Consider the following 20,642-nt stretch of genomic DNA (forward strand, 5'->3'; position numbering starts at 1 on the left):
CCACTGTCGTTTATCCTTTCAGATAAGACGAGCTCAGCCAGGAAAAACATTATCAGACGCATTCGAAAATGCGTCTTGTGATAGTCTTAGTGAAACGAACGTGCTTGTTTACTGGACCTTATCTGCCTGAATGGTCACAGAACCTGTATTGTCTGCGCAGTTGTCATCACCAATGTAAGCGATAAGATAATAATTGCTTCCAGCCACATTAATCTGTTGTGGTGTACTGCTGATTGCAGACCCCCATCTTGCCGTACTCATTCCACCAGCCATAACAACCCGATCAATCTGACATGAACTTCCTGTGACGCAGTTGGCGCTATTCGACGTCAGGTAAATATTATAGGTACCCGCATCGAGGTTGAATTTCAGAGGCGAACCACTTTGAACCTTACTGTTAACGGCCTGAGGATCAAAGCAGTTATTTTTGGCATCGACGACAAAAGATGCAGCCTGACTACCAAACGACAGTGATACTAAACTCAATGCGATGAACGATTTTAATTTCATTATGGTGACTCCCGTTTAATTTGATGTAATTGACTGAGCGCGTTCCGGCCTTCACGGCACAGCCCTTGCGCTCGATTTCATTCTGTACTGAGGCTTGTGAGAGTACTACGGACATGCGTCCGGCTATCGATGGCACGTCAACAGAAGAGAACAGCCGTCATAAAGCCTGGCAATCAGGATTTTCAAGATATGTCGTTGCGGCTTTTAACTGCCTCAGGTTGAGACAGACAGTGACGGGATTACAAATGGAAAAACGGTATGAGGAATAACCATCTCAAAATATCTTTTGTGAGAGCGCGATTGATCACTATGTCCAGTTGAGCCTGAATACAGGGTATGTGAAAAATTGCGGGTATGAAACAATCGCACTGAGCCTGTGCCAACCACAGTCCTGGCAGCAGGTGTTCCAGACCGGTAAAAGTCGAGTGCTTACCCTCGCGCCGGTTTAGCTACGTCTTTCATCTCAGCGGAAAACTTCCGCAGCTTATGAGTGAAAGTCACAAGCATTAACCCAAGATAAACCGTGCCTGCCTATACAAGCTCGTAGCGTGATACCCGACGATAGAGCGTTAAGGACAGGGATATACATTGGAAAAAGATGTCTCGCGATAAGAAAAGAGGCCAATCAGGGTCATTAATTTTATGAAGGATATCTGAGGAAAGTTAAAGACCGGCAAACCATTGAAGTATAAGAATAAAAAAACAAATGATCGTTGTCGTTTTTATCCAAATTTAGATCTGAAGGTTTCTGCTTCCCAGCCGATAATCAAAATGTAATCGATAGTACCTTATCTTTATAGCCCTGTTCGCTATGCCCACATCCGAGTGGGCTTTTTTATATCTGACGCAGGCATATCGTGCCTTTTATCGATCAAATCTCATTCAGTTGTATCTAAAAAGCACGATCACTGTATGCTTCCACAGTCAGTCAAAATTGACTGCTGGATTTTCCCTTGTAACAGTTTCTGCCTGTGTAACGCAGGCCTTTTTAATTTACTGCCTTCCCTGCCCTGACAAACTCCGCCGCCATTCTGTAAACCTCCGCCTGAAGTGGATTCGTCTCCTCTTTCATCCAGTCTTCAAGTATTTCAGCAAGCTCTAAATCAAAAAAACCTTCTTTTACATCAAGCAGTTCCAGCACGGCTTTACCGATTGCGGTAAAGATAATATAGGGCCGTTCATCATCGTCGTCCATGTGAGCCTAAGTTGTGAAACGGAAATTCAGCATAGCACATAAAATGAGCAATTAATTTTATTCCTGCGGTTGAAGGCTTCCCTGCTCTTTTGGCTGTTGCCCATCAAGCTCAAACGCTAGCGCTGATGCCGCTGACTACAGCCTGCACGCATCTGTTTTCCTCTTTAGTTTGTGAACGACCTGGCCTTGAGTTTTCGACGCGGGCCTAAAGCTGAGGGATGCCAAAATGCAGGTTTATGCAAGGCAGGAGAGTACGAGGATAAGGATGGGCTGAAAGTCCATGATGAAAGATGGCAGCAAAAAATGTCTGTTGCCACACTGCTGCCATTTTGCTACCACTGCCGAATGTCAGACACAAAAAAACCGCCCAAAGAGGCGGCTTAAACGACATTGCTACTACTTGATTTTATTGGTGTTTCAATATGGTGCCCGGGGCGGGACTTGAACCCGCACGACCTTGCGATCGAGGGATTTTAAATCCCTTGTGTCTACCGATTTCACCACCCGGGCGAGGTATAACTGGAGGCGCGTCCCGGAGTCGAACCGAGGTACACGGATTTGCAATCCGCTGCATAGCCACTCTGCCAACGCGCCTTAAACTTGTCTGCTGCCAGGTTATCCTGGCCTGCTAATTTGGAGCGGGAAACGAGACTCGAACTCGCGACCCCGACCTTGGCAAGGTCGTGCTCTACCAACTGAGCTATTCCCGCATCATCTTACCGTTCAGTTTACTGCCTGCTGAAGGGCTCGATATTTAATGCACTTCATCGAACTTACTGATTTTTCTTAGCTTCTGCAGCTGTGCTGCCGTTCGATGCGATGCATTCTACTGAGATGACGCGATGAGTCAATAAAATTATCCCCACAATGCGTCCGTTTGCTGCTTTTTAAATCGTATCGATCACGGTTCGAGCAAATCCCCGCGCGCCGCGCTCAGATACTGAAACATCGACCAGAAAGTCAGCACTGCCGCAATGTATAACGCAACGACACCCACGCCAACAACCATGCTGTCCGGACGCCACAACAAGGCAAAAAGTGAGAACATCTGTGCCGTTGTTTTTACTTTACCAATCCAGGAAACGGCAACACTGCTGCGTTTGCCGATTTCAGCCATCCATTCGCGCAGCGCGGAAATAATAATTTCTCGTGCAATCATCGTTGCGGCTGGCAGCGTGATCCACCAGGCATGAAAGTACTCCGCAACCAATACCAGGGCAATTGCCACCATGACTTTATCGGCAACAGGATCGAGGAAAGCGCCAAAGCGGGTTGTCTGCTTCCAGCGACGCGCCAGAAAGCCGTCGAACCAGTCGGTTACGGCTGCCACAACAAAGATCAACGCGGTAACAAATGGCGCCCAGTGGAACGGCAGATAGAAAGCCAGCACAAAGAACGGAATAAGAACGACGCGAAACAGGGTAAGACAGGTCGGAATGTTAAATTGCATATGCTGGTAACTGTCTGGATTGGGTGGTGTTTAACGTATGTTCCTACATTGCCCACCCTGTTTCAATGCTAGTGTTTCAACGAGTAGTAGATTTTTTCCGCCAAAGCATGGGATATGCCAGGGACATTCGCGATCTCTTCCACCGATGCATTCATCAGCGGTTGCAGGCCCCCCATGTACTTAAGCAGCTGCTGGCGTCGTTTTGGCCCCACACCTTCAATGCTTTCCAGAGCACTGGTATTTTTCACTTTGGCCCGCTTTTTACGGTGCCCTGAAATAGCATGATTGTGAGCATCATCACGAATATGCTGAATCACGTGCAGCGCTGGTGCATCAGGCGACAGGGAAATCCCCTCGCCCTCCGCCTCGAAAAACAGCGTTTCAAGACCGGCTTTGCGATCGGTGCCTTTTGCTACGCCCAGTAAAATGGGACGTGATTTATCCCAGCTCACGTCCAGTTCGGCAAAAACCTGCTTTGCCTGAGCCAATTGGCCTTTACCGCCGTCGATCAAAATGACATCGGGGATCTTCTCTTCCTCAATCGCTTTTCCATAACGGCGACGCAGCACCTGATTCATCGCTGCATAATCATCACCAGGCGTGATGCCGGCAATGTTATAGCGGCGATAATCGGCACGGAGGGGACCGTTTTGATCGAACACGACACAGGACGCGATGGTCTGCTCTCCCATGGTATGGCTGATATCAAAACACTCCATTCGGGTGATCTTATCCAACTCCAGAAACTCGGCTAACGCAGTGAGACGCTGATGAATGGTCGAGTGCTGAGACAAACGGGTTTTTAATGCCGAACCGGCATTGGTTCGTGCCAGTTTGAGATAGCGCGCGCGATCACCACGAGGTTTACTTTGAATATTCACCCGACGCCCGGCTAATTCGGTCAGCGACTCAGACAGCAGTTCGCGCTCAGGTAAGGTGAAATCCAGCAAAATTTCACCGGGCAGCGTCCGCATTTCGCTACCCTGCAAATAAAACTGCCCCACAAAGGTTTGGACGACTTCCGCCAGATCGGTATCGGCGGGCACCTTTGGAAAATAGCTTCGGCTTCCCAACACTTTACCCTGACGGATAAACAGCACGTGTAAACAGGCCATACCGGCATCGTAGGCCACGCCAATCACATCCAGGTCGTCGCCCTGATTAGACACAAACTGTTTTTCGGTGACGCGCCTGACGGCCTGGATCTGGTCGCGCAGGCGTGCCGCTTCTTCAAACCGCAGGGCATGACTTGCATCTTCCATACGGCGGACCAGTAAATTCAGCACCTGATCATCCTTACCCGCCAGAAAAAGCCGCACGTAATCCGTTTGCTGTGCGTACTCTTCCTCACTCACCAGCCCGGCAACACAGGGACCAAGGCAGCGGCCAATCTGGTATTGCAGGCAGGGGCGCGTACGGTTGCGATACACGCTGTTCTCGCATTGACGGATAGGAAACACTTTTTGCAGCAGCGCCAGCGTTTCTCGTACCGCGTAGCCATTGGGGAACGGGCCGAAATATTCGCCTTTCGCGTGTTTCGCGCCCCGATGCATCGCCAGGCGAGGATGAACATCGCTGCTGAGAAAAATGTAGGGGTACGATTTATCGTCGCGCAACAGAACGTTGTAGCGCGGTTGATAAAGCTTGATGTAATTGTGCTCAAGCAACAACGCTTCGGTTTCAGTATGGGTTACGGTGACATCGATGTGATGGATGTTACTCACCAGCGCTTCGGTTTTTCGGCTGCCAACGTTCGTACGAAAATAGCTCGTAAGCCGCTTTTTCAGATCTTTGGCTTTGCCGACATAGATAACCGTTCCGGAAGCGTCATACATCCGGTATACGCCGGGTTCACTGGTGACCGTACTCAGAAAGATTTTGGGATTAAAGAGGTCACTCACTACTTATTAACGGCTCCGCATTATACAGGCCATGTCTGATGGCCAGATGCGTTAACTCTACATCGCCACTGATATTCAGTTTGCTGAACATCCGGTAACGGTAGCTGTTAACGGTTTTAGGACTGAGATTAAGCTGCTCGGAAATTTCCGTCACCTTTTGCCCCTTGGTGATCATCAGCATAATCTGCAATTCCCTTTCCGACAAACAGCTGAAGGGAGATTCGGCTTTTTGTGGCTCAATCTGGCTAAGCGCCATTTGTTGAGCGATGTCCGATGCAATGTAGCGCTGCCCGGCGTTGACCGAGCGAATCGCGTTTACCACTTCCTGTGGCGCTGCGCCCTTACTGAGATAACCTGCGGCACCAGCCTGCATGACTTTTGCCGGCAGGGGGTTTTCAGTATGGATAGTCAGCATGATGATTTTGATATCAGGGTTGTAGCGCACGATTTTTCGCGTCGCCTCCAGCCCGCCGATGCCCGGCATGTTCATATCCATTAAAATGACATCAACCTGATTAGCACGGCACCACTTAACGGCATCTTCACCACAACAGGCTTCGCCAGCGATCACCAGACCTTTAATATCTTCGAGAATACGGCGGATACCGGCACGTACCAGTTCATGGTCATCGACAAGAAGGACAGTGATCAACGCGAAGCACTCCGCAGCTAATAAAGAGGTAGCATTTAACGATTGCGAGCGGCAATCATACCCGTTTTTGCATTAAAAGCACATATACAAAGTCGTGGGAGGAGAGCTTTCAATGATTTATATCAATGCAAATCCTGGGTTATTGGAAAGCGCATCCCAAAAAACAGCTACTGCAATGGGATTTTTAAAAAAATAGTCTTTTCATGAAGTTAAAAAAAACATAACGTTTAGATTAATCATATTCCTGACATTACTGTCTGTTTTTTTGACCTGACCATTCCTGCACGTGATTAATAAATTTAACTGAACAAAGTAAGGCGGGAACGCCTGCTGTCGTGATGCACTCAGCAAGCGTAATCCCCTGTGGTATACTCTCGGATTGCTGTGCGTACCGAATAAGAGACGACGTTAACCACCAAGGAGAAATTCATGAGCGATGAAGATTTCGCGACCTCGCAGGAAACGCAAAAATTATCTGATGAAGTGGCTTGCCTGAAGATGATGATCACACTGATTCTGAAAGGAATGGGCCAGGCCGATGCGGGCAAAGTGATCATTAACATGGAACGCTACGTCAAAACCCTGGGCGACATGCCGCAGGCGGAAGTGTTCAGCAACACGATCAAGCAAATCAAAGCGGCTTATCGTCAGTAACGCTAAGATGCCCCCGTCACCGGGGGCATAAACTCAACCGTGCGGGTGCCAGTTAACCGAGACGCCCAATGAAGGCAGAACCTCCTCCGGGCTGAAGCGACGTGCACCACGGTATTTTTCTGCCAGTGCTGGCTGGCTGACGGGAATACGGATGGCAAACAGGTTATCTTCCGACTGAATCAGTCCGGGCGTTAAGGGCTGATAAACGACCTGATGCTGCTCGAACATCTTTTCCAGCATCGGCGTGGCCGAGCTGATAATAAATTCAATACCGTTAATTTCGGCCAGTTGAACAGCATGCCAGAGAATCGTAAGTGGCAACTCAGGATCGACCTCCAGCCGCGCTGAGAAACGCGACATTTCCCAGACTTTTTCGTGGTTGAACGGTAAAACGATACCTTCCGTTTGCTCGGGTTCAGTCCAGGGCATTAATCGCGCACAGCCACTGATACCATTGCGTACACTCCATGCGATCAACCAGGTTACATCAGAGCGATCAAAACGATCGTACTCTTGCCCAGGCGTGCTCAGACGCGGCGGAATCGACCAACCTTCACCCCGTGCAAACACGCTATAACGGTAACTGCCAAGCTCGGCAAGCAAGGAAGATGGCATATCCTTTAACTGCGTTTGAACTATTTTCATCATGCGCCTCTGACATCCCCATGTTTGCAATGATTTCTTTGCGCCTGCCCAGGAGCGCACTAGCGCAGGGTAGACAAGTGACCTCAACGAGGGAACTACTAAAGTTGGCAGTTGCTTTTCATTTAAATCAGTCCAATTGCTGCGGCGTAGCATGCAATTTGAGTTTTATTAGAAACATTAAAACGTTTTTTCATATTTTTTTGGTAAAAATTTACGGTGTGCTCAGAAATCGACAAAATAAGTGAAATTTCTTGTGACGTTTTGCCTTCAGCAGTCCATCTCAAAATTTCGAGCTCACGCTGACTAAAATCATTTCCCTGGACCATCAGTGCTTCATCATTCAGGCGTTCGAGTAAGGACAGGCTTTGCTCAGCCAAAAAATGCAGCTTTACCTCGAGCTCAACTCGCCGGCTGCCAGTAATAAAGGGACGCTTTGATCCTATAGATAATATACCAACGGCGCGATTTGATGCCATTGCAGAACACGAAAATCCGCTTAGGAGCCCAAAATTACACGCATCCTGCCACATTTCTTTTGCCGAGCTAAACAGCTCAGGCGTCCACTCAACCCCTTTTCCTGAGCGCAGGCAAAGCTGCAACACGGGATCGATCGCATAATAATTCTGCTCTTTATAACGTTTAATCCATAATTTAGGATAAGTGTCATGTAAATAAACACGTGGTCGGGTAAAAGGAACGCGGTGCTGGATAAAAAAAGCGAAATAATCGAAACCCAGTGACTGGATATAATCCTGCAGGAGCCCCTTTAATTGTTGGGTCGTCGCCAGTGCCTGAAAATGATTTTCAGTCTCAGTCCGCCAGGAAAAATAATCTTCACTTGTCATATTGCCTCAACTTCCACTACGTGCTTGATATCTTTGCATCAGAAATGAATTTACCCTGTGTCAGCACATCAAAAAAAGCTTTATTTTCATTTGGTTTTCAGGACCCGTTACGGGCAAAATGCCAAAACCAGGGATAAAAGAATGCTGCTGGCAATTCAGGCAACGCGTGATGGGCAGAATAATAGGATTTTTCTTATATTTTTTCAATCTTTAAACGCAGCCAGCATTGAAAATAAGACTAAAGAAGTTGCGGTCCGCAACTTATTATTTTCCCTGATGACCCATTTGATACCCGCAACGGGTCAATGTACACCTTTTATGCATCATCATTGCTGATTAAACGTTCAAGGCAAAGCCTAAAAAAGAACATGCTGCAGTATCGCTGACATCAAATGTGGCGTTATTCAAACCTCCGGGTAACATGATCTCTGCCGAAAACGCGTCCCTTACCGCGCCTGGAGCCCTACTCTTTTGGCTCTGCTCAAGCGTGATGCACGACCTTAAGTGAAACGCGTGACGCAAAGAGAATGTCTTTTCCCTGATAAGAAAGAAGCTGTTCATATTGTTGCCCCAGGATAAAATATCAGACATGAATTAACTTAACATATTGTCTGAGCGGGGGTAAAATACAGCCTGTAAAAAACAATCAATAACGTATTTAATAAGAAAAAAATATCACAATAAAATATCGGAATGTTAATAAAATTAAAACACGGCAACGACCTCATAATTCATTATCCCACATGCATTAAATAACGTCTATTCGCTGAAAGGCACAACGCCACACATAAAAAAGGTTGCATACCCGGATATAATGTTAATAAAAAAAGCGAAGCCTGAAAAACCGAAATAGTCGCATATTTTTTATGCTGGATAATAAGAAATAAAAACCCCGTAATTACCCTCAGCGCTGTCCTGTTACTATCTGCAATAACCTGCCCCACGCATGCCAAAATGAAAATGTGTTGCATGCGCAGTATTATAATCCGGCCCAAGCGCATTACCAAAAAAGTGACAACCTGTTCGCCACAATCCGTGAAGTAATAGCGCTTTCTCTTCAGGTTGCTGCCAGTGTTGACTGACCACCAGCCGCTGACCATTGGCCAGACGATAGGCCGTTATATCCCAGGCGTCAGCAGTGGCATGTTCGCTTAGTCGCCCCTGAGTTCGGTGATAGATATTACGACAGGCATAACTGCCAACATGCTCAATGCCCACCAGCCGGGTGCCCGACTGCTGAAGAATCTGCTGACTGCTGTGAACCACATACAGGGTGGCCGCAACGGCCATGGGACAGCTGGCCAGAAAGCTGCTGCTGAGTGATACTGCGCCCATTTTTTGCACTCTCAGCGGCTGAGCTAGCGGACACTGGCCGGCGATGGCTGGTTGCTGGCTGAAACTCACCCGTCCCGCCTGCTCTGCCCGACGCATGACGTCAAGACAGGCGGCAGGATCATTTTGCAGACGCTTGATTTTCAGCCGCGTCATCCAGCCTGGCGGATCGGTCACCGACAGAGGCGTGAACGGATTAAACTGCGGGGGTAAGTGCTGTTTCAGCCAGGGCAAACTCATCCACCCCAGTCCGGTCATGATAATAAGCAGGACAAGCGTGCGCATAATGCCTCTGATGTGAAACAACCAATAATGAGGAAGTGTAGAAGCGCCGTGCGTTGTCTGCCCCGGAGATAACACAAGGTGATGAAATATTACCTAATCTGACGTAAAAACCGCCTGCTGGAAGCAAAAATGCTCTTTTGATGAGTATGTTGTCTGATATTGTTAAAAAATGATTACCGTTTTTATCCTTACTTCCTCTATCTTATGCCCAATTGTTTCAGACACTCAGTCATCCTCAACAGCCATCAGAGCTGACACAACATCAAGACAGGAAAGACAATTTCATGGTTGATCACTCTCACCACACGCAGAGCCCGCAAGGCTCAGACACATTGCGGCGTAATCTGCATAACCGGCATATCCAGCTCATCGCTATCGGCGGCGCTATCGGAACGGGTCTGTTTATGGGCTCGGGAAAAACCATTAGTCTGGCAGGCCCGTCCATCATTTTCGTCTATATGATCATCGGCTTTATGCTGTTTTTCGTCATGCGCGCAATGGGCGAATTGCTGCTGTCGAATCTGGAATACAAATCCTTTAGCGATTTTGCGGCCGACTTACTTGGGCCGTGGGCGGGCTACTTCACCGGTTGGACATACTGGTTCTGTTGGGTGGTCACCGGTATCGCCGACGTGGTGGCTATCAGCGCCTACTTCCAGCTCTGGTTTCCAGGGTTCTCCATCTGGATGAGTGCGCTGTTGTGCGTCTTTGTCTTTTTGGCGTTGAATATCGCCACGGTGAAGATGTTTGGTGAGATGGAATTCTGGTTCGCCATCATCAAAATTGTGGCGATTGTCGCCTTAATTGTGACCGGAATCGTGTTGGTTTCACTCCACTATCCTTCTCCCGGTGGCGGTACCGCAGCCCTGAGTAATATCTGGGATCACGGCGGTATGTTTCCCAAAGGACTGAGCGGATTTTTTGCCGGGTTTCAGATCGCTGTGTTTGCCTTTGTCGGCATTGAGCTGGTCGGTACGGCCGCCGCCGAAACACAGGATCCGCACAAGGTCTTACCGCGCGCCATTAACGCGATTCCCTTGCGCGTCATTATGTTTTATGTCCTGGCACTGATGGTAATCATGTCTGTCACGCCCTGGACAGAAGTGATGGCCGATCGCAGTCCGTTCGTTGAGATGTTTGTTTTAATTGGTCTTCCGGCGGCGGCAAGTATCGTGAACTTCGTGGTATTAACATCTGCCGCCTCATCGGCTAACAGCGGCATTTTCTCGACCAGTCGCATGCTGTATGGCTTATCACAGCAGGGCGTTGCCAGTCGGGCTTTTGGGCGGTTATCTGCGCGCGCCGTTCCCACGACCGGCCTGTTCTTCTCCTGCTTCTGTTTGCTGTGCGGCGTAGCGCTGATTTACCTGATTCCGGATGTGATGACCGTCTTTACTCTGGTCACCACGGTTTCGGCCATTCTGTTTATGTTCGTCTGGACCATCATCCTGTGCAGCTATCTGGCCTATCGCAAAAAATTTCCGGAACGCCATGCGGCATCTAACTTTAAAATGCCGTTGGGTAAATTCATGTGTTGGGTTTGTATGGCCTTCTTCGTGTTTATTCTCGTCCTGCTCACGCTACAGGAGGATACACGTCAGGCATTAATGGTGACGCCATTATGGTTTATCCTGCTGGCCATCGGCTGGCAGCTGCGTAAACGCACGCGCCGTTAATCCCCAGCATGAAGAAAGCCCGACAAAAGTCGGGCTTTTTTTTATAACTGCTCAGCAATATGGCTGAACGTGCGCTTCAACGTGCGCCCGGCGGACGGGAGGCGCTGCGGCCGGGCATCCGGACGCTGTGCCGTTCCCAAACCAAAGGTGAAGGTGTAGCGGTCATCGTCGCCCATACGCAAATCGGCGATGGTGACCTGTCCATCGCGCTCACTCATGGCATAAAAGCCGTGGCTGAACCACGCAATGCGCTCTGCAAACCAGTTCCCCTTGAATGATGCAAATAATTCAGGATGACGGGGCCGCCAGGTCACCGTAACGGGACGCCGCGGCGACAGCAAAGACCAGTAAGCTTCCCCATAACGATCGGGCGTGATAATGACGCTACGCCAGACAAGGGTATTTAGCGCCGTGGGCGTGACCAGCACCTTGTTTGTTGCAATGCCCTGCTGTTCAAGTGACTGTTTAATCTGCCCGTCCGCGACCTGCTGAATCAGCACGCTCCAGACGAGATAGGCCGAGCTCAATGCCAGTCCCGCGCGGTTCCAGCGCAATCCCCGATCGCTGCGACGCCACAACGCCACCGCTAAGCCAACGAGCAGCGGTAAGGTATAAAGCGGATCGACAATATATATGCTGCCGATCGCGTAAGGATGATCGGTAAGCGGTAATCCCAGTTGCGTGCCATATACCGTCATCAGATCGAGAAGAGGATGGGTGATCAGCGCCAGCCAGATGGCGGGCCACCAGGCCGTCCATGCTGGCCCGGCACGACAAAGCCGTGCAACCAGCCAGGCCACTAAGGGGGAAAGCAGCGTCAGATAAAGCAGCGCATGGCTTTCGGTTCGGTGCAGCGTCATATTGCGGATAGCATCACCGTGATCGAGAAAGACATCAAGATCCGGCAACGTTCCGCAGGCCGCGCCGATAATGGCGGCCTGCCAGGCCGGAACACGGCGGCCCATCACCGCCAGGGTTACTGACGCGCCCAGTACGCATTGTGAAACAGAATCCATCAGCCCGCTCCAGTGTTTATTCCTGTATTCAGTATGGCCTTGTTCTTTTAACGCACCCGAATACCTTCAATAATAATGCGCTGAACGTTCTCTACCGTTTCTTCAAAAAACAGCGGATTAGTGAGCCTGTTTCCCGTAATGGCTTCAACCTGACTGGCAAAATCGGCGTAGTGCTGCGTGGTTGCCCAGAGCATAAAAATCAGGTGTTGGGGCTGAATACCCGCCAGCCTTCCTTCGGCTATCCAGCGCTGTATAATCGCTGTTTTATCATCCATAAGTTGTTTTAAATCCCCCGCCAGTTCACCTTTCAACAGGGGCGCCCCCTGGAGCATTTCCAGGCAAAACAGCCTTGATGCCTGCGGATGGTCCCGGGAGACTTCAAGTTTTAGGCGGATATAGTGCCGAATGGCTCTCAAAGGATCCTGATCGTGGCTCAGTGCACGCAGGGGCGCCAGCCAGACATCCAGGATCTCTTTCAACACGGCAATATAGAGCGCTTCTTTGGAAGGATAGTAGTACAGCAAATTCGTTTTAGAGACACCGGCGCGGTCAGCGACTTTTTCCAGTCGCGTACCGTGGATGCCAAACTGGGAAAAAAAGCTCAGCGCGGCCTCCAGAATAGCCGCCCGTTTGGCAGCGACGGCCACTGAGCGGCGCGTGGGCACTGATTGTTCCTTTTTCATAGGGTTCCCCTCGCCTGACACTGTGTATCACAGCAAGCTCATGAATTTGCCACGTGATAACAGTGAAGGTTTAAACGCTGCGGTAATGTCAGTAACACGCACAACGACAACATCTCTCTCAGAACAGGCGCAATAACCGACTCGCGCCTTCGCGTCATCCTTTTGACCTTCATTCGTCCCGCGAAGAGGCTGAGGGTATCGCTTTGCGGCGCTTCAGACGCAGTTCACTGATAATCACGCCGCAGACGATAAAAGCGCCACCAAGTATCGCGGCTGCCGGCAAACGTTCGCCGGCGATGCGCCCGACCACGCCCGCCCATACCGGCTCTCCGGCGTAAATAACCGTTGCCCGCGTGGGCGACACGCTGCGTTGTGCCCAGTTCATCGTCACCTGGATAAGCGCACTGGCGGCACCCAGACCTAATGCGCTGAGCAATAACGGCGTCGACAGGGCAGGCAACGTTTCCCCGTTGGGAAGCATAAAGCAGAAGGCACAGAGTGAAGCGACGGTAAGCTGTATAAAGGTCACACGACGAACATCAACATGACCGGCAAATCGGCTGATAAGAATAATTTCGCCCGCAATCGCCAGGGTACTGATCAGCGTGGCAATCTCACCCTGATTGAGCACCACCCTTCCGTCCTGCGGCCCCGCAACCAGTATTAAGCCGCAAAACGCCAGTAAGATACCCAGCCATGCCATTAACGGAGGTGGACGCCGTAGGAACAGCCATTGTAAAAGCGGCACAACCGGAACATATAAGGCGGTCAGAAAGGCCGACTGGCTGCTGGAGATGGTCTGCATTCCCCATGTCTGCAGACCGTAACCCGCGGCAATGGTCAGGCCGATAAGCGTTCCCGCCTTTATTTCAGTCCAGCTGATTGCGGCAAGGTAACGGCGAAAAAAGAGCGCCAGCAGGATGGCCGCAGTGGCAAACCGCACCCCAACAAAGAAAAACGGGCCTGAGTGCTGCATCGCCCGATGTACCACTAAGAACGTCCCGCCCCAGATCATCGTAATGAAAATAAGTACCCATTCCTGACGCGTTATACGCACGGTCAGTCTGCGCGTCGTAGTCGACATAGTTCACCTGCCTGATTGATTCAGGCGCTATTGTGATCGGCGATGCCGGGTAATGCAATGTCACTCGCCGACGCGCTGACCCTGAAGACGAATAAAACGCGCTGCCGCCATCGGTAATGGGACACTTTACCTTTCCGCCCGGAATGAATCCGGTCAGGCGCGGCATCATGTCTTACCGCTTCCGTTGCACGCCGTATCATCTTTCATTGAGCCGCCTTTATAAACGGACAGCCTTTGATGAGTCATATTCCGAGTTTGATGAGTCATATTCCGAGAAGGATGCGCGACGACATGTTGCAACCCCCCGAATTAGATGACCTTCAGGCTTTCAGGGCTTTCAGGGCTTTCAGGGCTTTCAGGGCTTTCAGGGCTTTCAGGGCTTTCAGGCAGAAATTTACATTTAGAAACATAGCAAACGCTAAGAATCGCCCTGGAATTAGAATATTAACCCCAACAAAACCCCATTTTCAGCGTTTTTTAAGCCGTTAGGCCGAGTGCGTGCCAGCAGTTGTTCAAAGCTCTTCTATACTTTTGGGTGTGTTGAATAACCCCCGGAGAGACCAATGGCCAAGATTCTGGTGCTGTACTATTCAATGTATGGACATGTTGAAACCATGGCTAACGCCGTGGCAGAGGGCGCCCGCAAGGTACCGGGTGCGCAGGTAGACGTGATGCGCATTCCTGAGACTATGGACGCTGACCGCTTTGCAGACGTTGGCGGTAAAACGCAACAGTCCGCGCCTGAAGCCACGCCTGAGATATTGCCGCAATACGACGCCATTATTGTCGGCACACCTACCCGTTTCGGTAATATGTCCGGTCAGATGCGTACGTTTTGGGATCGCACAGGCGGCCTGTGGGCATCCGGCGCGCTGTACGGCAAAATCGCCAGCGTCTTTGCCTCAACAGGTACAGGCGGCGGCCAGGAGCAAACCATTACCTCCGTCTGGACCACCCTCGCCCATCACGGCATGGTTATCGTTCCGATCGGCTACGGCACGAAAGAGATGTTTGACATTTCTCAGGTGCGGGGCGGCACGCCTTATGGCGCAACCACGCTGGCAGGAGGAGATGGCTCACGTCAGCCTACGGAAGAAGAATTGATCATCGCCCGTTTTCAGGGTGAACACGTTGCCGGACTGGCAGCAAAACTTAAGGATTAAACGCCCGGAAGGAGATCGTTATGTCGAATAGTCAGGCAAAAGCCCACCATGTTGGCGAATGGGCCAGCTTACGTCACACCTCACCTGAAATTGCCGAGGCCATTTTCGAAGTCGCCAATTATGACGAACGCCTTGCTGAAGAAATCTGGCGGCAACAGGGCAGTGACGACGTATTAATCCGTGCATTTGAAAAAACCAACCAGGATGTCCTTACCTGGGACGACAAAACGGTAGAACGAAAGAACGTTTAGCAGCATGGCGGGCTATCCCGCCATGCTTTTTTTATCGCTGACCAAGGAGCACTCTATGTCTTCCTATCAAAGCATCAACCCTGCAAACAACCAGTTAATGAAAAGCTGGCCTTCCCACGACAGCGCGGCGGTAAGTCATGCGCTGGAAACGGCCGACCGCCTCTATCATTCAGACTGGAGTAAAGGCGACATCCAGCCACGCCTCCAGGTGCTGAAAAAACTGGCTGATCTGATTGATGACCGTGCGGAAGAACTGGCTGCCATTGCCAGTAAAGAAATGGGCAAGCTAATAGGCCAAAGCCGCGGTGAAGTGCAGATCTGTTCCCAGATTGCGCGGTACTATGCCGAGCATGCGGAGCGCATTCTTAAGCCACAACCTTATGACAGTGAACTGGGCGAAGCCTGGGTTGAATATCATCCTATCGGTGTGCTGGTGGCGGTTGAGCCCTGGAACTTCCCGTATTATCAGCTAATGCGCGTGCTGGCACCCAACCTGGCGCTGGGAAACCCTGTACTGGCCAAGCATGCCAACATTGTCCCGCATTGTGCTGACGTATTCGAGAAGTTGGTCAGGGAAGCCGGCGCACCCGAAGGGGCCTGGACTAACCTGTTCATTTCTACCGATCAGGTGGCGGAACTGATTGCCGACGATCGCGTTCAGGGCGTGGCACTGACCGGCTCCGAACGTGCCGGAAGTGCTGTCGCAGAACAGGCTGGTAAGCATCTGAAAAAATCGACGCTGGAACTGGGCGGCAACGATGTCTTCGTGGTAACTGAGGACGCCGACCTGGATGAAGCCGTACGCCAGGGCGTGCAGGCGCGTCTGAGCAACTGCGGTCAGGTTTGTACGGCCGCTAAGCGCTTTATCCTGAATGAGAAAATTGCGGATACCTTTATCGATAAGTTCAGCGCGGCAATGAATGCCGCAACGTTGGGCGATCCGCTGGATGAAAAAACCACGCTCGGTCCCCTTTCCTCCGCCGACGCACGCGATCGTCTGGTAAAACAAGTTGATGAGGCAGTGGCGAAAGGTGCCCGTCTGATCACCGGCGGTAAAGCCGTGGCAGGCGTGGGCTGCTTCTATCAGCCCACGGTCCTGACCCACATCACGCGCGACAATCCTGCTTACTTTGAGGAGTTCTTTGGCCCCGTCGCGCAAATGTACGTGGTGGCTAACGACGCAGAAGCGGTGGCGCTGGCCAATGATTCGCATTATGGGCTAGGCGGTTCGGTGTGGACACAGGACATTGCGCGTGGCCGCAAGCTGGCATCGGCGATCGAAACCGGCATGGTCTTTATTAACTCGCAAAGCGATACCTCGGCTGAGCTGCCGTTTGGCGGCGTCAAACGTTCGGGCTATGGACGTGAACTGTCCGATCTCGGCATTAAAGAGTTTGCTAACCAGAAGCTGGTGGTCGTTGCAGGCCAGGCCGGTTGATTCCGGCAATAAAAAAACCCCGTCTCGACGGGGTTTTTTCTTTTCAGGTACTGTGCAGGATCAATTGGCGGTAGCGGGTTGCTTCGCCTCACCGGTTTCAGCTTTGGTCTGCGCATTACTGCCAGGCGCATTGCTGCTGCCAGCCGGGGCCGCGCTGCTGTCGGCCTTAGCCTTCTCATCAGCCGCTTTTTGCGCGGCAGCCTTATCTGCTTTGGCCTTTTCGTCTGCGGCTTTCTGCGCAGCCGCCTTGTCAGCATTAGCCTTTTCTTCAGCCACTTTATCCGCTTTGGCCTTCTCATCAGCCGCTTTCTGCGCGGCGGCTTTGTCGGCGGCCGCCTTATCAGCATCCGCCTTTTGCGCCGCATCGCCCGCCGTGGCCGCTTTCGCATCCTCAGGTTTCGCCGCAGTCGCAGGCTGTGCCGGCTGGGCTTCCGCAGCAGGTTGCAGCGCCGTACCCTGTAGTGCGCTGTTCAGCACCTGGGCAAACTGATCCCAGCTGCAGTATCCGTTAGCGTCTGTCGGGCAACCCGCCAGTTGAAGCGTAACGCGCTTAGGCGGCTTCTTAAGGCTCAGAACCTCTGCATCGCGCAGTTGATCGGCGGTCTGATAAACGTATTCGATTTTAAGCAGATCTTTATTGTTTTTCGCATCGTGCCAGCGTTCAAACACCACCTGACCGCCGATTGGCGTTTTTTCGTAGGTCTCAGGTAAGTCATAAGGCTTAACCTGTAACGCACTCAGCAGTGACGCAATGTTGGAGTCATGCCCGACCATCAGCGTAACTTTAGGTGAGTCTGACTTTTCCTGATCGATCAGCTGGCTGCGAATGTAGTCCACCAGTGGCGCGGCAACATCGCGTGCAACCTCAGGCGTGGTAAACAGCGTGTCCTGATAGCCATTTTTAATGGCGGATAGTGCCTGCCACTGTTCAGGGGTTTTGATTTGTCCCCAGGCGACCTGATCCAGCGGGAAGCCTTCATAATATTGCAGCGTAAAGGCATCCATTAGCGAATTGCCCACTTTTAGTGGCCCGTTCACGCCAGGTTCTTTACCGTTTTCAACGATAAAGGTGTTCTGGCCATTGCTCAGATCGCACTGCTTTTTGTTATTACAGGCAGGAGAGGATTTGTAGTCAACAATCTTCTCGAGCCGCTGAAAAGCGGGTTTCAGTGACAGCTTTTCGTTGGCAGCGGTCATTCCGGCCAGCGCTTTCTTGATGAATTCTTCGTTCCCGTCTGTAATAACCGGATTAAATACCGGATCCATGCTGCCCATTTCATCCTGGTGAGTCACAGCAATGTCACAGCCCGGGAAGGCACCATTTACGAAGAACTGAGCCGTTGCCACGGTACGCTGCAGGCTGTTGGCGTAGACAAAGACGCTGTTGCTGTCCGGACAAACGCCATTTTTTACCAGCCCCTGCTGAGCAAGCCACTGACGGGTATAGTTACCCATGTACACTTCCAGCACGCCGCCTTTAGTGGTCAGCTGTCCACCCGGCACATCCCACTCCGGCCAGGTTTTTTTGGTGGATTGCGCCAGCACGCTGCCGTTATCCGCAAGCGGTGCACGCAGGTTATGGCGGCTGAACATTAACACCTGCTGTAACTGCATATCGTTGTCAGCGGCCTGTGCCAGCGTTCCAATCGGTAATGCAGCAAGTACCGACAATGCGCAAAGACTCAGTTTCTTGATCATTGTGCCTATTCCATTCATTCAGTAAAAAAACACTCTGGCTATCAACCGATTAGCTCGCATCAGAGCGACGTGGCGAATAGTGTAACTCAGCTTGCCCCTGAAAAGCGCCAGGCAACAGCAAAAACAATTAATGGACTATAGCAGAGATGCCAGATGCCGTTCAAAACCGCGCAGTCCGCTGAAAAGCAGGAAGAATTTTAAACGGGCGTGAGAAGAGAAAACAAAACGAAACAGGCCAGCACACTGTGCTGGCCTGTAAAATGTGGCGGAGGAAGAGAGATTCGAACTCTCGGATGGTTTCCCATCGGCGGTTTTCAAGACCGCTGCCTTAAGCCGCTCGGCCATCCCTCCGGGTTGTAACACTACTGCAAAGGCAAGATGATATTATGCTGTCTTGCCTCTTCATGCCTGGTGGCAATGAAGTGGCGGAGGAGGAGAGATTCGAACTCTCGGATGGTTTCCCATCGGCGGTTTTCAAGACCGCTGCCTTAAGCCGCTCGGCCACCCCTCCGCAATGACGCGCACTATAAACATCCCCTCTGGAGATGTAAAGCCTGCGATAATCCGTTCGCGTGAAAAACAGCCAAATTCGCGTTATTCGTTGGCTAAATCGCCATTCTGCTCAAAGAATTAACACCTTAACGCGTAAAGAAGGGTAAAACGGCTTTTCCCTCTTTATAGGGCTGCGTATTCTCAGAGCATATTTGGTGTTCTGCCTTACAGGAGCGCAACATGGACAGAATAGTTTCTTCATCATCGCGACAGTCATTACTCAGCACGCACAAAGTGCTGCGTAACACCTATTTTCTGCTGGGCCTGACGCTCGCCTTCTCAGCGGTGACCGCCACGGCAAGTACACTTCTGGCATTACCGGCACCCGGTTTAATTTTGATGCTGGTGGGCTTCTACGGTCTGATGTTTCTGACCTATCGCCTGGCTGACAGCCCAATGGGGATTTTAGCCGCCTTCGCCTTTACGGGCTTTTTGGGTTACTGCCTGGGGCCAATCTTAAGTTCTTTCCTGACGGCAGGAATGGGCGATGTGATCGCGTTGGCGTTAGGCGGTACAGCGCTGGTGTTCTTCTGCTGCTCCGCCTATGTGCTGACAACAGGTCGTGACATGTCATTCCTGGGCGGCATGATGATGGCGGGCTTCGTGGTGTTACTGGTGGCCGTTGTGGCTAACCTGTTCCTGCAGTTGCCTGCTCTTCACCTGGCGATTAGCGCCCTGTTTATCCTGTTCTCTGCTGGCGCCATTCTGTGGGAAACCAGCAACATTATTCATGGCGGCGAAACTAACTATATTCGTGCCACGGTAAGCCTGTATGTTTCCCTGTATAACATCTTTGTTAGCCTGTTAAGCATCCTGGGTTTTTCCCGCAGCAATTAATCGACGCCGCTGGCGCGATACGAACCCCGCTCAGGCGGGGTTTTTGCTTTTTCTGCGGTGCCATTTTGCTAAACTGCAGCCCGAATGATAATGAGGACGCGTTATGAACTATAAGGGTGACGAAGTAGCGGTGGATGCCGAAGGCTATTTGAAAAACCACCAGGACTGGAGCGAGGAGCTGGCACAGCAGATTGCTGACAACGAGGCCATCGTAATGACGGAAGCCCACTGGGAAGTCGTGCGCTTTGTCCGTGACTTTTACCTGGAATTTAATACTTCTCCCGCCGTACGTATGCTGGTGAAGGCGATGGCGAAAAAGTATGGCGAAGAGAAGGGTAACAGCCGCTACCTGTTTCGGCTGTTTCCTGAAGGGCCCGCCAAACAGGCGACAAAAATTGCTGGCCTGCCCAAGCCTGCCAAATGCCTTTGATTAACCGGTGGTGAAACTGCGGGGGAAGTCGCCGGGCTGATGCGGCTCCAGCAGCACCTTTTCCACATGGGCCGTGCGCGGCCCACCGGCTTTTAACCATGCGATTAACGCCTCGACCTGCTCTGCCTCACCGCAGGCGAGCACCTCAACCCGGCCATCATCAAGATTACGCGCATAACCCTGCACACCGAGCGCGTTGGCTTTCGCCTGTGTGCTGTAGCGAAAACCCACGCCCTGCACGGTGCCCTGCACCCAGGCTTTGTAACACATGCTCGCCATGGTTCTCTCCCGCTGTTCGTTGCAATTTGCCGTTATCCACTGGACAATAGCGCCTCATTTTTTCAG

The 20,642-nt window shown here is 51.2% G+C and carries 21 protein-coding genes and 5 tRNA genes; 8 read left to right on the forward strand and 18 right to left on the reverse strand.

Features of this window, described 5'->3' with window-relative positions; genetic code table 11:
- Positions 1-108 precede the first annotated feature (108 nt).
- The 8 genes from PAGR_RS13865 to uvrY form a co-directional block, all read right to left on the reverse strand.
- Complete coding sequence (locus tag PAGR_RS13865; protein WP_014606160.1) at positions 109-510, reverse strand: hypothetical protein; 402 nt, start codon at positions 508-510, stop codon at positions 109-111.
- 988 nt (positions 511-1,498) lie between these two features.
- Positions 1,499-1,705 (reverse strand): hypothetical protein, encoded by a 207-nt coding sequence (locus tag PAGR_RS13870; protein ID WP_013025305.1) that lies wholly within the window; start codon positions 1,703-1,705, stop codon positions 1,499-1,501.
- 423 nt (positions 1,706-2,128) lie between these two features.
- Positions 2,129-2,215 (reverse strand) — tRNA-Leu (locus tag PAGR_RS13875).
- A gap of 10 nt (positions 2,216-2,225) precedes the next feature.
- Positions 2,226-2,299: transfer RNA gene (locus PAGR_RS13880), tRNA-Cys, on the reverse strand.
- Positions 2,300-2,339: 40 nt separating this feature from the next.
- Positions 2,340-2,415 (reverse strand) — tRNA-Gly (locus tag PAGR_RS13885).
- 191 nt (positions 2,416-2,606) lie between these two features.
- Positions 2,607-3,155: a CDP-diacylglycerol--glycerol-3-phosphate 3-phosphatidyltransferase gene (gene pgsA, locus PAGR_RS13890; RefSeq protein WP_006118776.1), complete on the reverse strand. Its 549-nt coding sequence runs from the start codon at positions 3,153-3,155 to the stop codon at positions 2,607-2,609.
- A gap of 68 nt (positions 3,156-3,223) precedes the next feature.
- Positions 3,224-5,056, reverse strand: a complete 1,833-nt coding sequence (gene uvrC, locus PAGR_RS13895; RefSeq protein WP_013025304.1) for an excinuclease ABC subunit UvrC — start codon at positions 5,054-5,056, stop codon at positions 3,224-3,226.
- Entirely contained in the window at positions 5,049-5,708 is a 660-nt protein-coding gene (gene uvrY / locus PAGR_RS13900; protein ID WP_013025303.1) for a UvrY/SirA/GacA family response regulator transcription factor, read from the reverse strand. Before uvrY ends, uvrC begins: the two co-directional genes overlap by 8 nt.
- A gap of 429 nt (positions 5,709-6,137) precedes the next feature.
- On the opposite strand from uvrY, the gene PAGR_RS13905 reads away from it, so the two are divergent.
- Positions 6,138-6,362, forward strand: a complete 225-nt coding sequence (locus PAGR_RS13905; RefSeq protein WP_013025302.1) for a DUF2594 family protein — start codon at positions 6,138-6,140, stop codon at positions 6,360-6,362.
- A gap of 33 nt (positions 6,363-6,395) precedes the next feature.
- Here PAGR_RS13905 and PAGR_RS13910 read toward each other — a convergent pair whose 3' ends face one another.
- The gene (locus PAGR_RS13910; RefSeq protein ID WP_014606161.1) at positions 6,396-7,007 is read right to left on the reverse strand and encodes an acyl-homoserine-lactone synthase; all 612 of its coding nucleotides are present in this window, start codon (positions 7,005-7,007) and stop codon (positions 6,396-6,398) included.
- A gap of 122 nt (positions 7,008-7,129) precedes the next feature.
- Positions 7,130-7,852, reverse strand: coding sequence for an autoinducer binding domain-containing protein (locus PAGR_RS13915; RefSeq protein WP_013025300.1), 723 nt, complete (start codon positions 7,850-7,852; stop codon positions 7,130-7,132).
- 57 nt (positions 7,853-7,909) lie between these two features.
- Here PAGR_RS13915 and PAGR_RS13920 point away from each other — a divergent pair, with 57 nt between their 5' ends.
- Entirely contained in the window at positions 7,910-8,188 is a 279-nt protein-coding gene (locus PAGR_RS13920) for a hypothetical protein (protein ID WP_128574356.1), read from the forward strand.
- 585 nt (positions 8,189-8,773) lie between these two features.
- Here the strand turns inward: PAGR_RS13920 and PAGR_RS13930 are convergent.
- Positions 8,774-9,469: an extensin-like domain-containing protein gene (locus tag PAGR_RS13930; RefSeq protein ID WP_014593363.1), complete on the reverse strand. Its 696-nt coding sequence runs from the start codon at positions 9,467-9,469 to the stop codon at positions 8,774-8,776.
- A 284-nt stretch (positions 9,470-9,753) separates the two neighbouring features.
- Here PAGR_RS13930 and cycA point away from each other — a divergent pair, with 284 nt between their 5' ends.
- Entirely contained in the window at positions 9,754-11,145 is a 1,392-nt protein-coding gene (cycA, locus tag PAGR_RS13935; RefSeq protein WP_013025298.1) for a D-serine/D-alanine/glycine transporter, read from the forward strand.
- 41 nt (positions 11,146-11,186) lie between these two features.
- Here cycA and PAGR_RS13940 read toward each other — a convergent pair whose 3' ends face one another.
- The 3 genes from PAGR_RS13940 to PAGR_RS13950 all read right to left on the reverse strand — a co-directional run bounded on the left by PAGR_RS13940 (position 11,187) and on the right by PAGR_RS13950 (position 13,928).
- Positions 11,187-12,161, reverse strand: coding sequence for a metal-dependent hydrolase (locus tag PAGR_RS13940; protein WP_014606162.1), 975 nt, complete (start codon positions 12,159-12,161; stop codon positions 11,187-11,189).
- Positions 12,162-12,208: 47 nt separating this feature from the next.
- Entirely contained in the window at positions 12,209-12,844 is a 636-nt protein-coding gene (gene rutR / locus PAGR_RS13945) for an HTH-type transcriptional regulator RutR (protein WP_014593360.1), read from the reverse strand.
- A gap of 169 nt (positions 12,845-13,013) precedes the next feature.
- Positions 13,014-13,928 carry a DMT family transporter gene (locus PAGR_RS13950; protein WP_013025295.1) on the reverse strand — a complete coding sequence of 305 codons (915 nt, stop codon included), beginning with the start codon at positions 13,926-13,928 and terminating at the stop codon, positions 13,014-13,016.
- Between the two features lie 563 nt (positions 13,929-14,491).
- On the opposite strand from PAGR_RS13950, the gene wrbA reads away from it, so the two are divergent.
- From wrbA to PAGR_RS13965, 3 genes are read left to right on the forward strand one after another with little or no spacing between them, the layout of a single operon-like run.
- Positions 14,492-15,091, forward strand: a complete 600-nt coding sequence (gene wrbA / locus PAGR_RS13955) for an NAD(P)H:quinone oxidoreductase (RefSeq protein ID WP_013025294.1) — start codon at positions 14,492-14,494, stop codon at positions 15,089-15,091.
- 20 nt (positions 15,092-15,111) lie between these two features.
- Positions 15,112-15,342, forward strand: a complete 231-nt coding sequence (locus tag PAGR_RS13960) for a YccJ family protein (RefSeq protein WP_013025293.1) — start codon at positions 15,112-15,114, stop codon at positions 15,340-15,342.
- 55 nt (positions 15,343-15,397) lie between these two features.
- A complete protein-coding gene (locus PAGR_RS13965) occupies positions 15,398-16,780 on the forward strand; it encodes an NAD-dependent succinate-semialdehyde dehydrogenase (RefSeq protein WP_024470944.1) in 1,383 nt (460 codons plus the stop codon).
- Between the two features lie 60 nt (positions 16,781-16,840).
- Here PAGR_RS13965 and agp read toward each other — a convergent pair whose 3' ends face one another.
- The 3 genes from agp to PAGR_RS13980 form a co-directional block, all read right to left on the reverse strand.
- Positions 16,841-18,478: a bifunctional glucose-1-phosphatase/inositol phosphatase gene (gene agp, locus PAGR_RS13970; protein WP_014606164.1), complete on the reverse strand. Its 1,638-nt coding sequence runs from the start codon at positions 18,476-18,478 to the stop codon at positions 16,841-16,843.
- 263 nt (positions 18,479-18,741) lie between these two features.
- A tRNA-Ser gene (locus tag PAGR_RS13975) sits at positions 18,742-18,829 on the reverse strand.
- A 72-nt stretch (positions 18,830-18,901) separates the two neighbouring features.
- A tRNA-Ser gene (locus PAGR_RS13980) sits at positions 18,902-18,989 on the reverse strand.
- A gap of 221 nt (positions 18,990-19,210) precedes the next feature.
- Between PAGR_RS13980 and yccA the strand changes: the two genes are divergently transcribed.
- A complete protein-coding gene (gene yccA / locus PAGR_RS13985; RefSeq protein ID WP_014606165.1) occupies positions 19,211-19,867 on the forward strand; it encodes an FtsH protease modulator YccA in 657 nt (218 codons plus the stop codon).
- Positions 19,868-19,970: 103 nt separating this feature from the next.
- Positions 19,971-20,297, forward strand: coding sequence for a sulfurtransferase TusE (tusE, locus tag PAGR_RS13990; protein WP_014606166.1), 327 nt, complete (start codon positions 19,971-19,973; stop codon positions 20,295-20,297).
- On the opposite strand, the gene yccX is transcribed toward tusE, so the two are convergent.
- Positions 20,298-20,576 (reverse strand): acylphosphatase, encoded by a 279-nt coding sequence (gene yccX / locus PAGR_RS13995; protein ID WP_013025288.1) that lies wholly within the window; start codon positions 20,574-20,576, stop codon positions 20,298-20,300.
- Positions 20,577-20,642 lie beyond the last annotated feature (66 nt).

The sequence above is a fragment of the Pantoea ananatis PA13 genome, assembly GCF_000233595.1.
Taxonomy (GTDB): Bacteria; Pseudomonadota; Gammaproteobacteria; order Enterobacterales; family Enterobacteriaceae; genus Pantoea; species Pantoea ananatis.

Coding starts and splice junctions, on each gene's coding strand:
- PAGR_RS13865 (WP_014606160.1), bottom strand. CDS start 510: ATGAAATTAAAATCGTTCATCGCATTGAGTTTAGTATCACTGTCGTTT.
- PAGR_RS13870 (WP_013025305.1), bottom strand. CDS start 1,705: ATGGACGACGATGATGAACGGCCCTATATTATCTTTACCGCAATCGGT.
- pgsA (WP_006118776.1), bottom strand. CDS start 3,155: ATGCAATTTAACATTCCGACCTGTCTTACCCTGTTTCGCGTCGTTCTT.
- PAGR_RS13905 (WP_013025302.1), top strand. CDS start 6,138: ATGAGCGATGAAGATTTCGCGACCTCGCAGGAAACGCAAAAATTATCT.
- PAGR_RS13910 (WP_014606161.1), bottom strand. CDS start 7,007: ATGAAAATAGTTCAAACGCAGTTAAAGGATATGCCATCTTCCTTGCTT.
- PAGR_RS13915 (WP_013025300.1), bottom strand. CDS start 7,852: ATGACAAGTGAAGATTATTTTTCCTGGCGGACTGAGACTGAAAATCAT.
- PAGR_RS13930 (WP_014593363.1), bottom strand. CDS start 9,469: ATGCGCACGCTTGTCCTGCTTATTATCATGACCGGACTGGGGTGGATG.
- cycA (WP_013025298.1), top strand. CDS start 9,754: ATGGTTGATCACTCTCACCACACGCAGAGCCCGCAAGGCTCAGACACA.
- PAGR_RS13940 (WP_014606162.1), bottom strand. CDS start 12,161: ATGGATTCTGTTTCACAATGCGTACTGGGCGCGTCAGTAACCCTGGCG.
- rutR (WP_014593360.1), bottom strand. CDS start 12,844: ATGAAAAAGGAACAATCAGTGCCCACGCGCCGCTCAGTGGCCGTCGCT.
- PAGR_RS13950 (WP_013025295.1), bottom strand. CDS start 13,928: ATGTCGACTACGACGCGCAGACTGACCGTGCGTATAACGCGTCAGGAA.
- wrbA (WP_013025294.1), top strand. CDS start 14,492: ATGGCCAAGATTCTGGTGCTGTACTATTCAATGTATGGACATGTTGAA.
- PAGR_RS13960 (WP_013025293.1), top strand. CDS start 15,112: ATGTCGAATAGTCAGGCAAAAGCCCACCATGTTGGCGAATGGGCCAGC.
- PAGR_RS13965 (WP_024470944.1), top strand. CDS start 15,398: ATGTCTTCCTATCAAAGCATCAACCCTGCAAACAACCAGTTAATGAAA.
- agp (WP_014606164.1), bottom strand. CDS start 18,478: ATGATCAAGAAACTGAGTCTTTGCGCATTGTCGGTACTTGCTGCATTA.
- yccA (WP_014606165.1), top strand. CDS start 19,211: ATGGACAGAATAGTTTCTTCATCATCGCGACAGTCATTACTCAGCACG.
- tusE (WP_014606166.1), top strand. CDS start 19,971: ATGAACTATAAGGGTGACGAAGTAGCGGTGGATGCCGAAGGCTATTTG.
- yccX (WP_013025288.1), bottom strand. CDS start 20,576: ATGGCGAGCATGTGTTACAAAGCCTGGGTGCAGGGCACCGTGCAGGGC.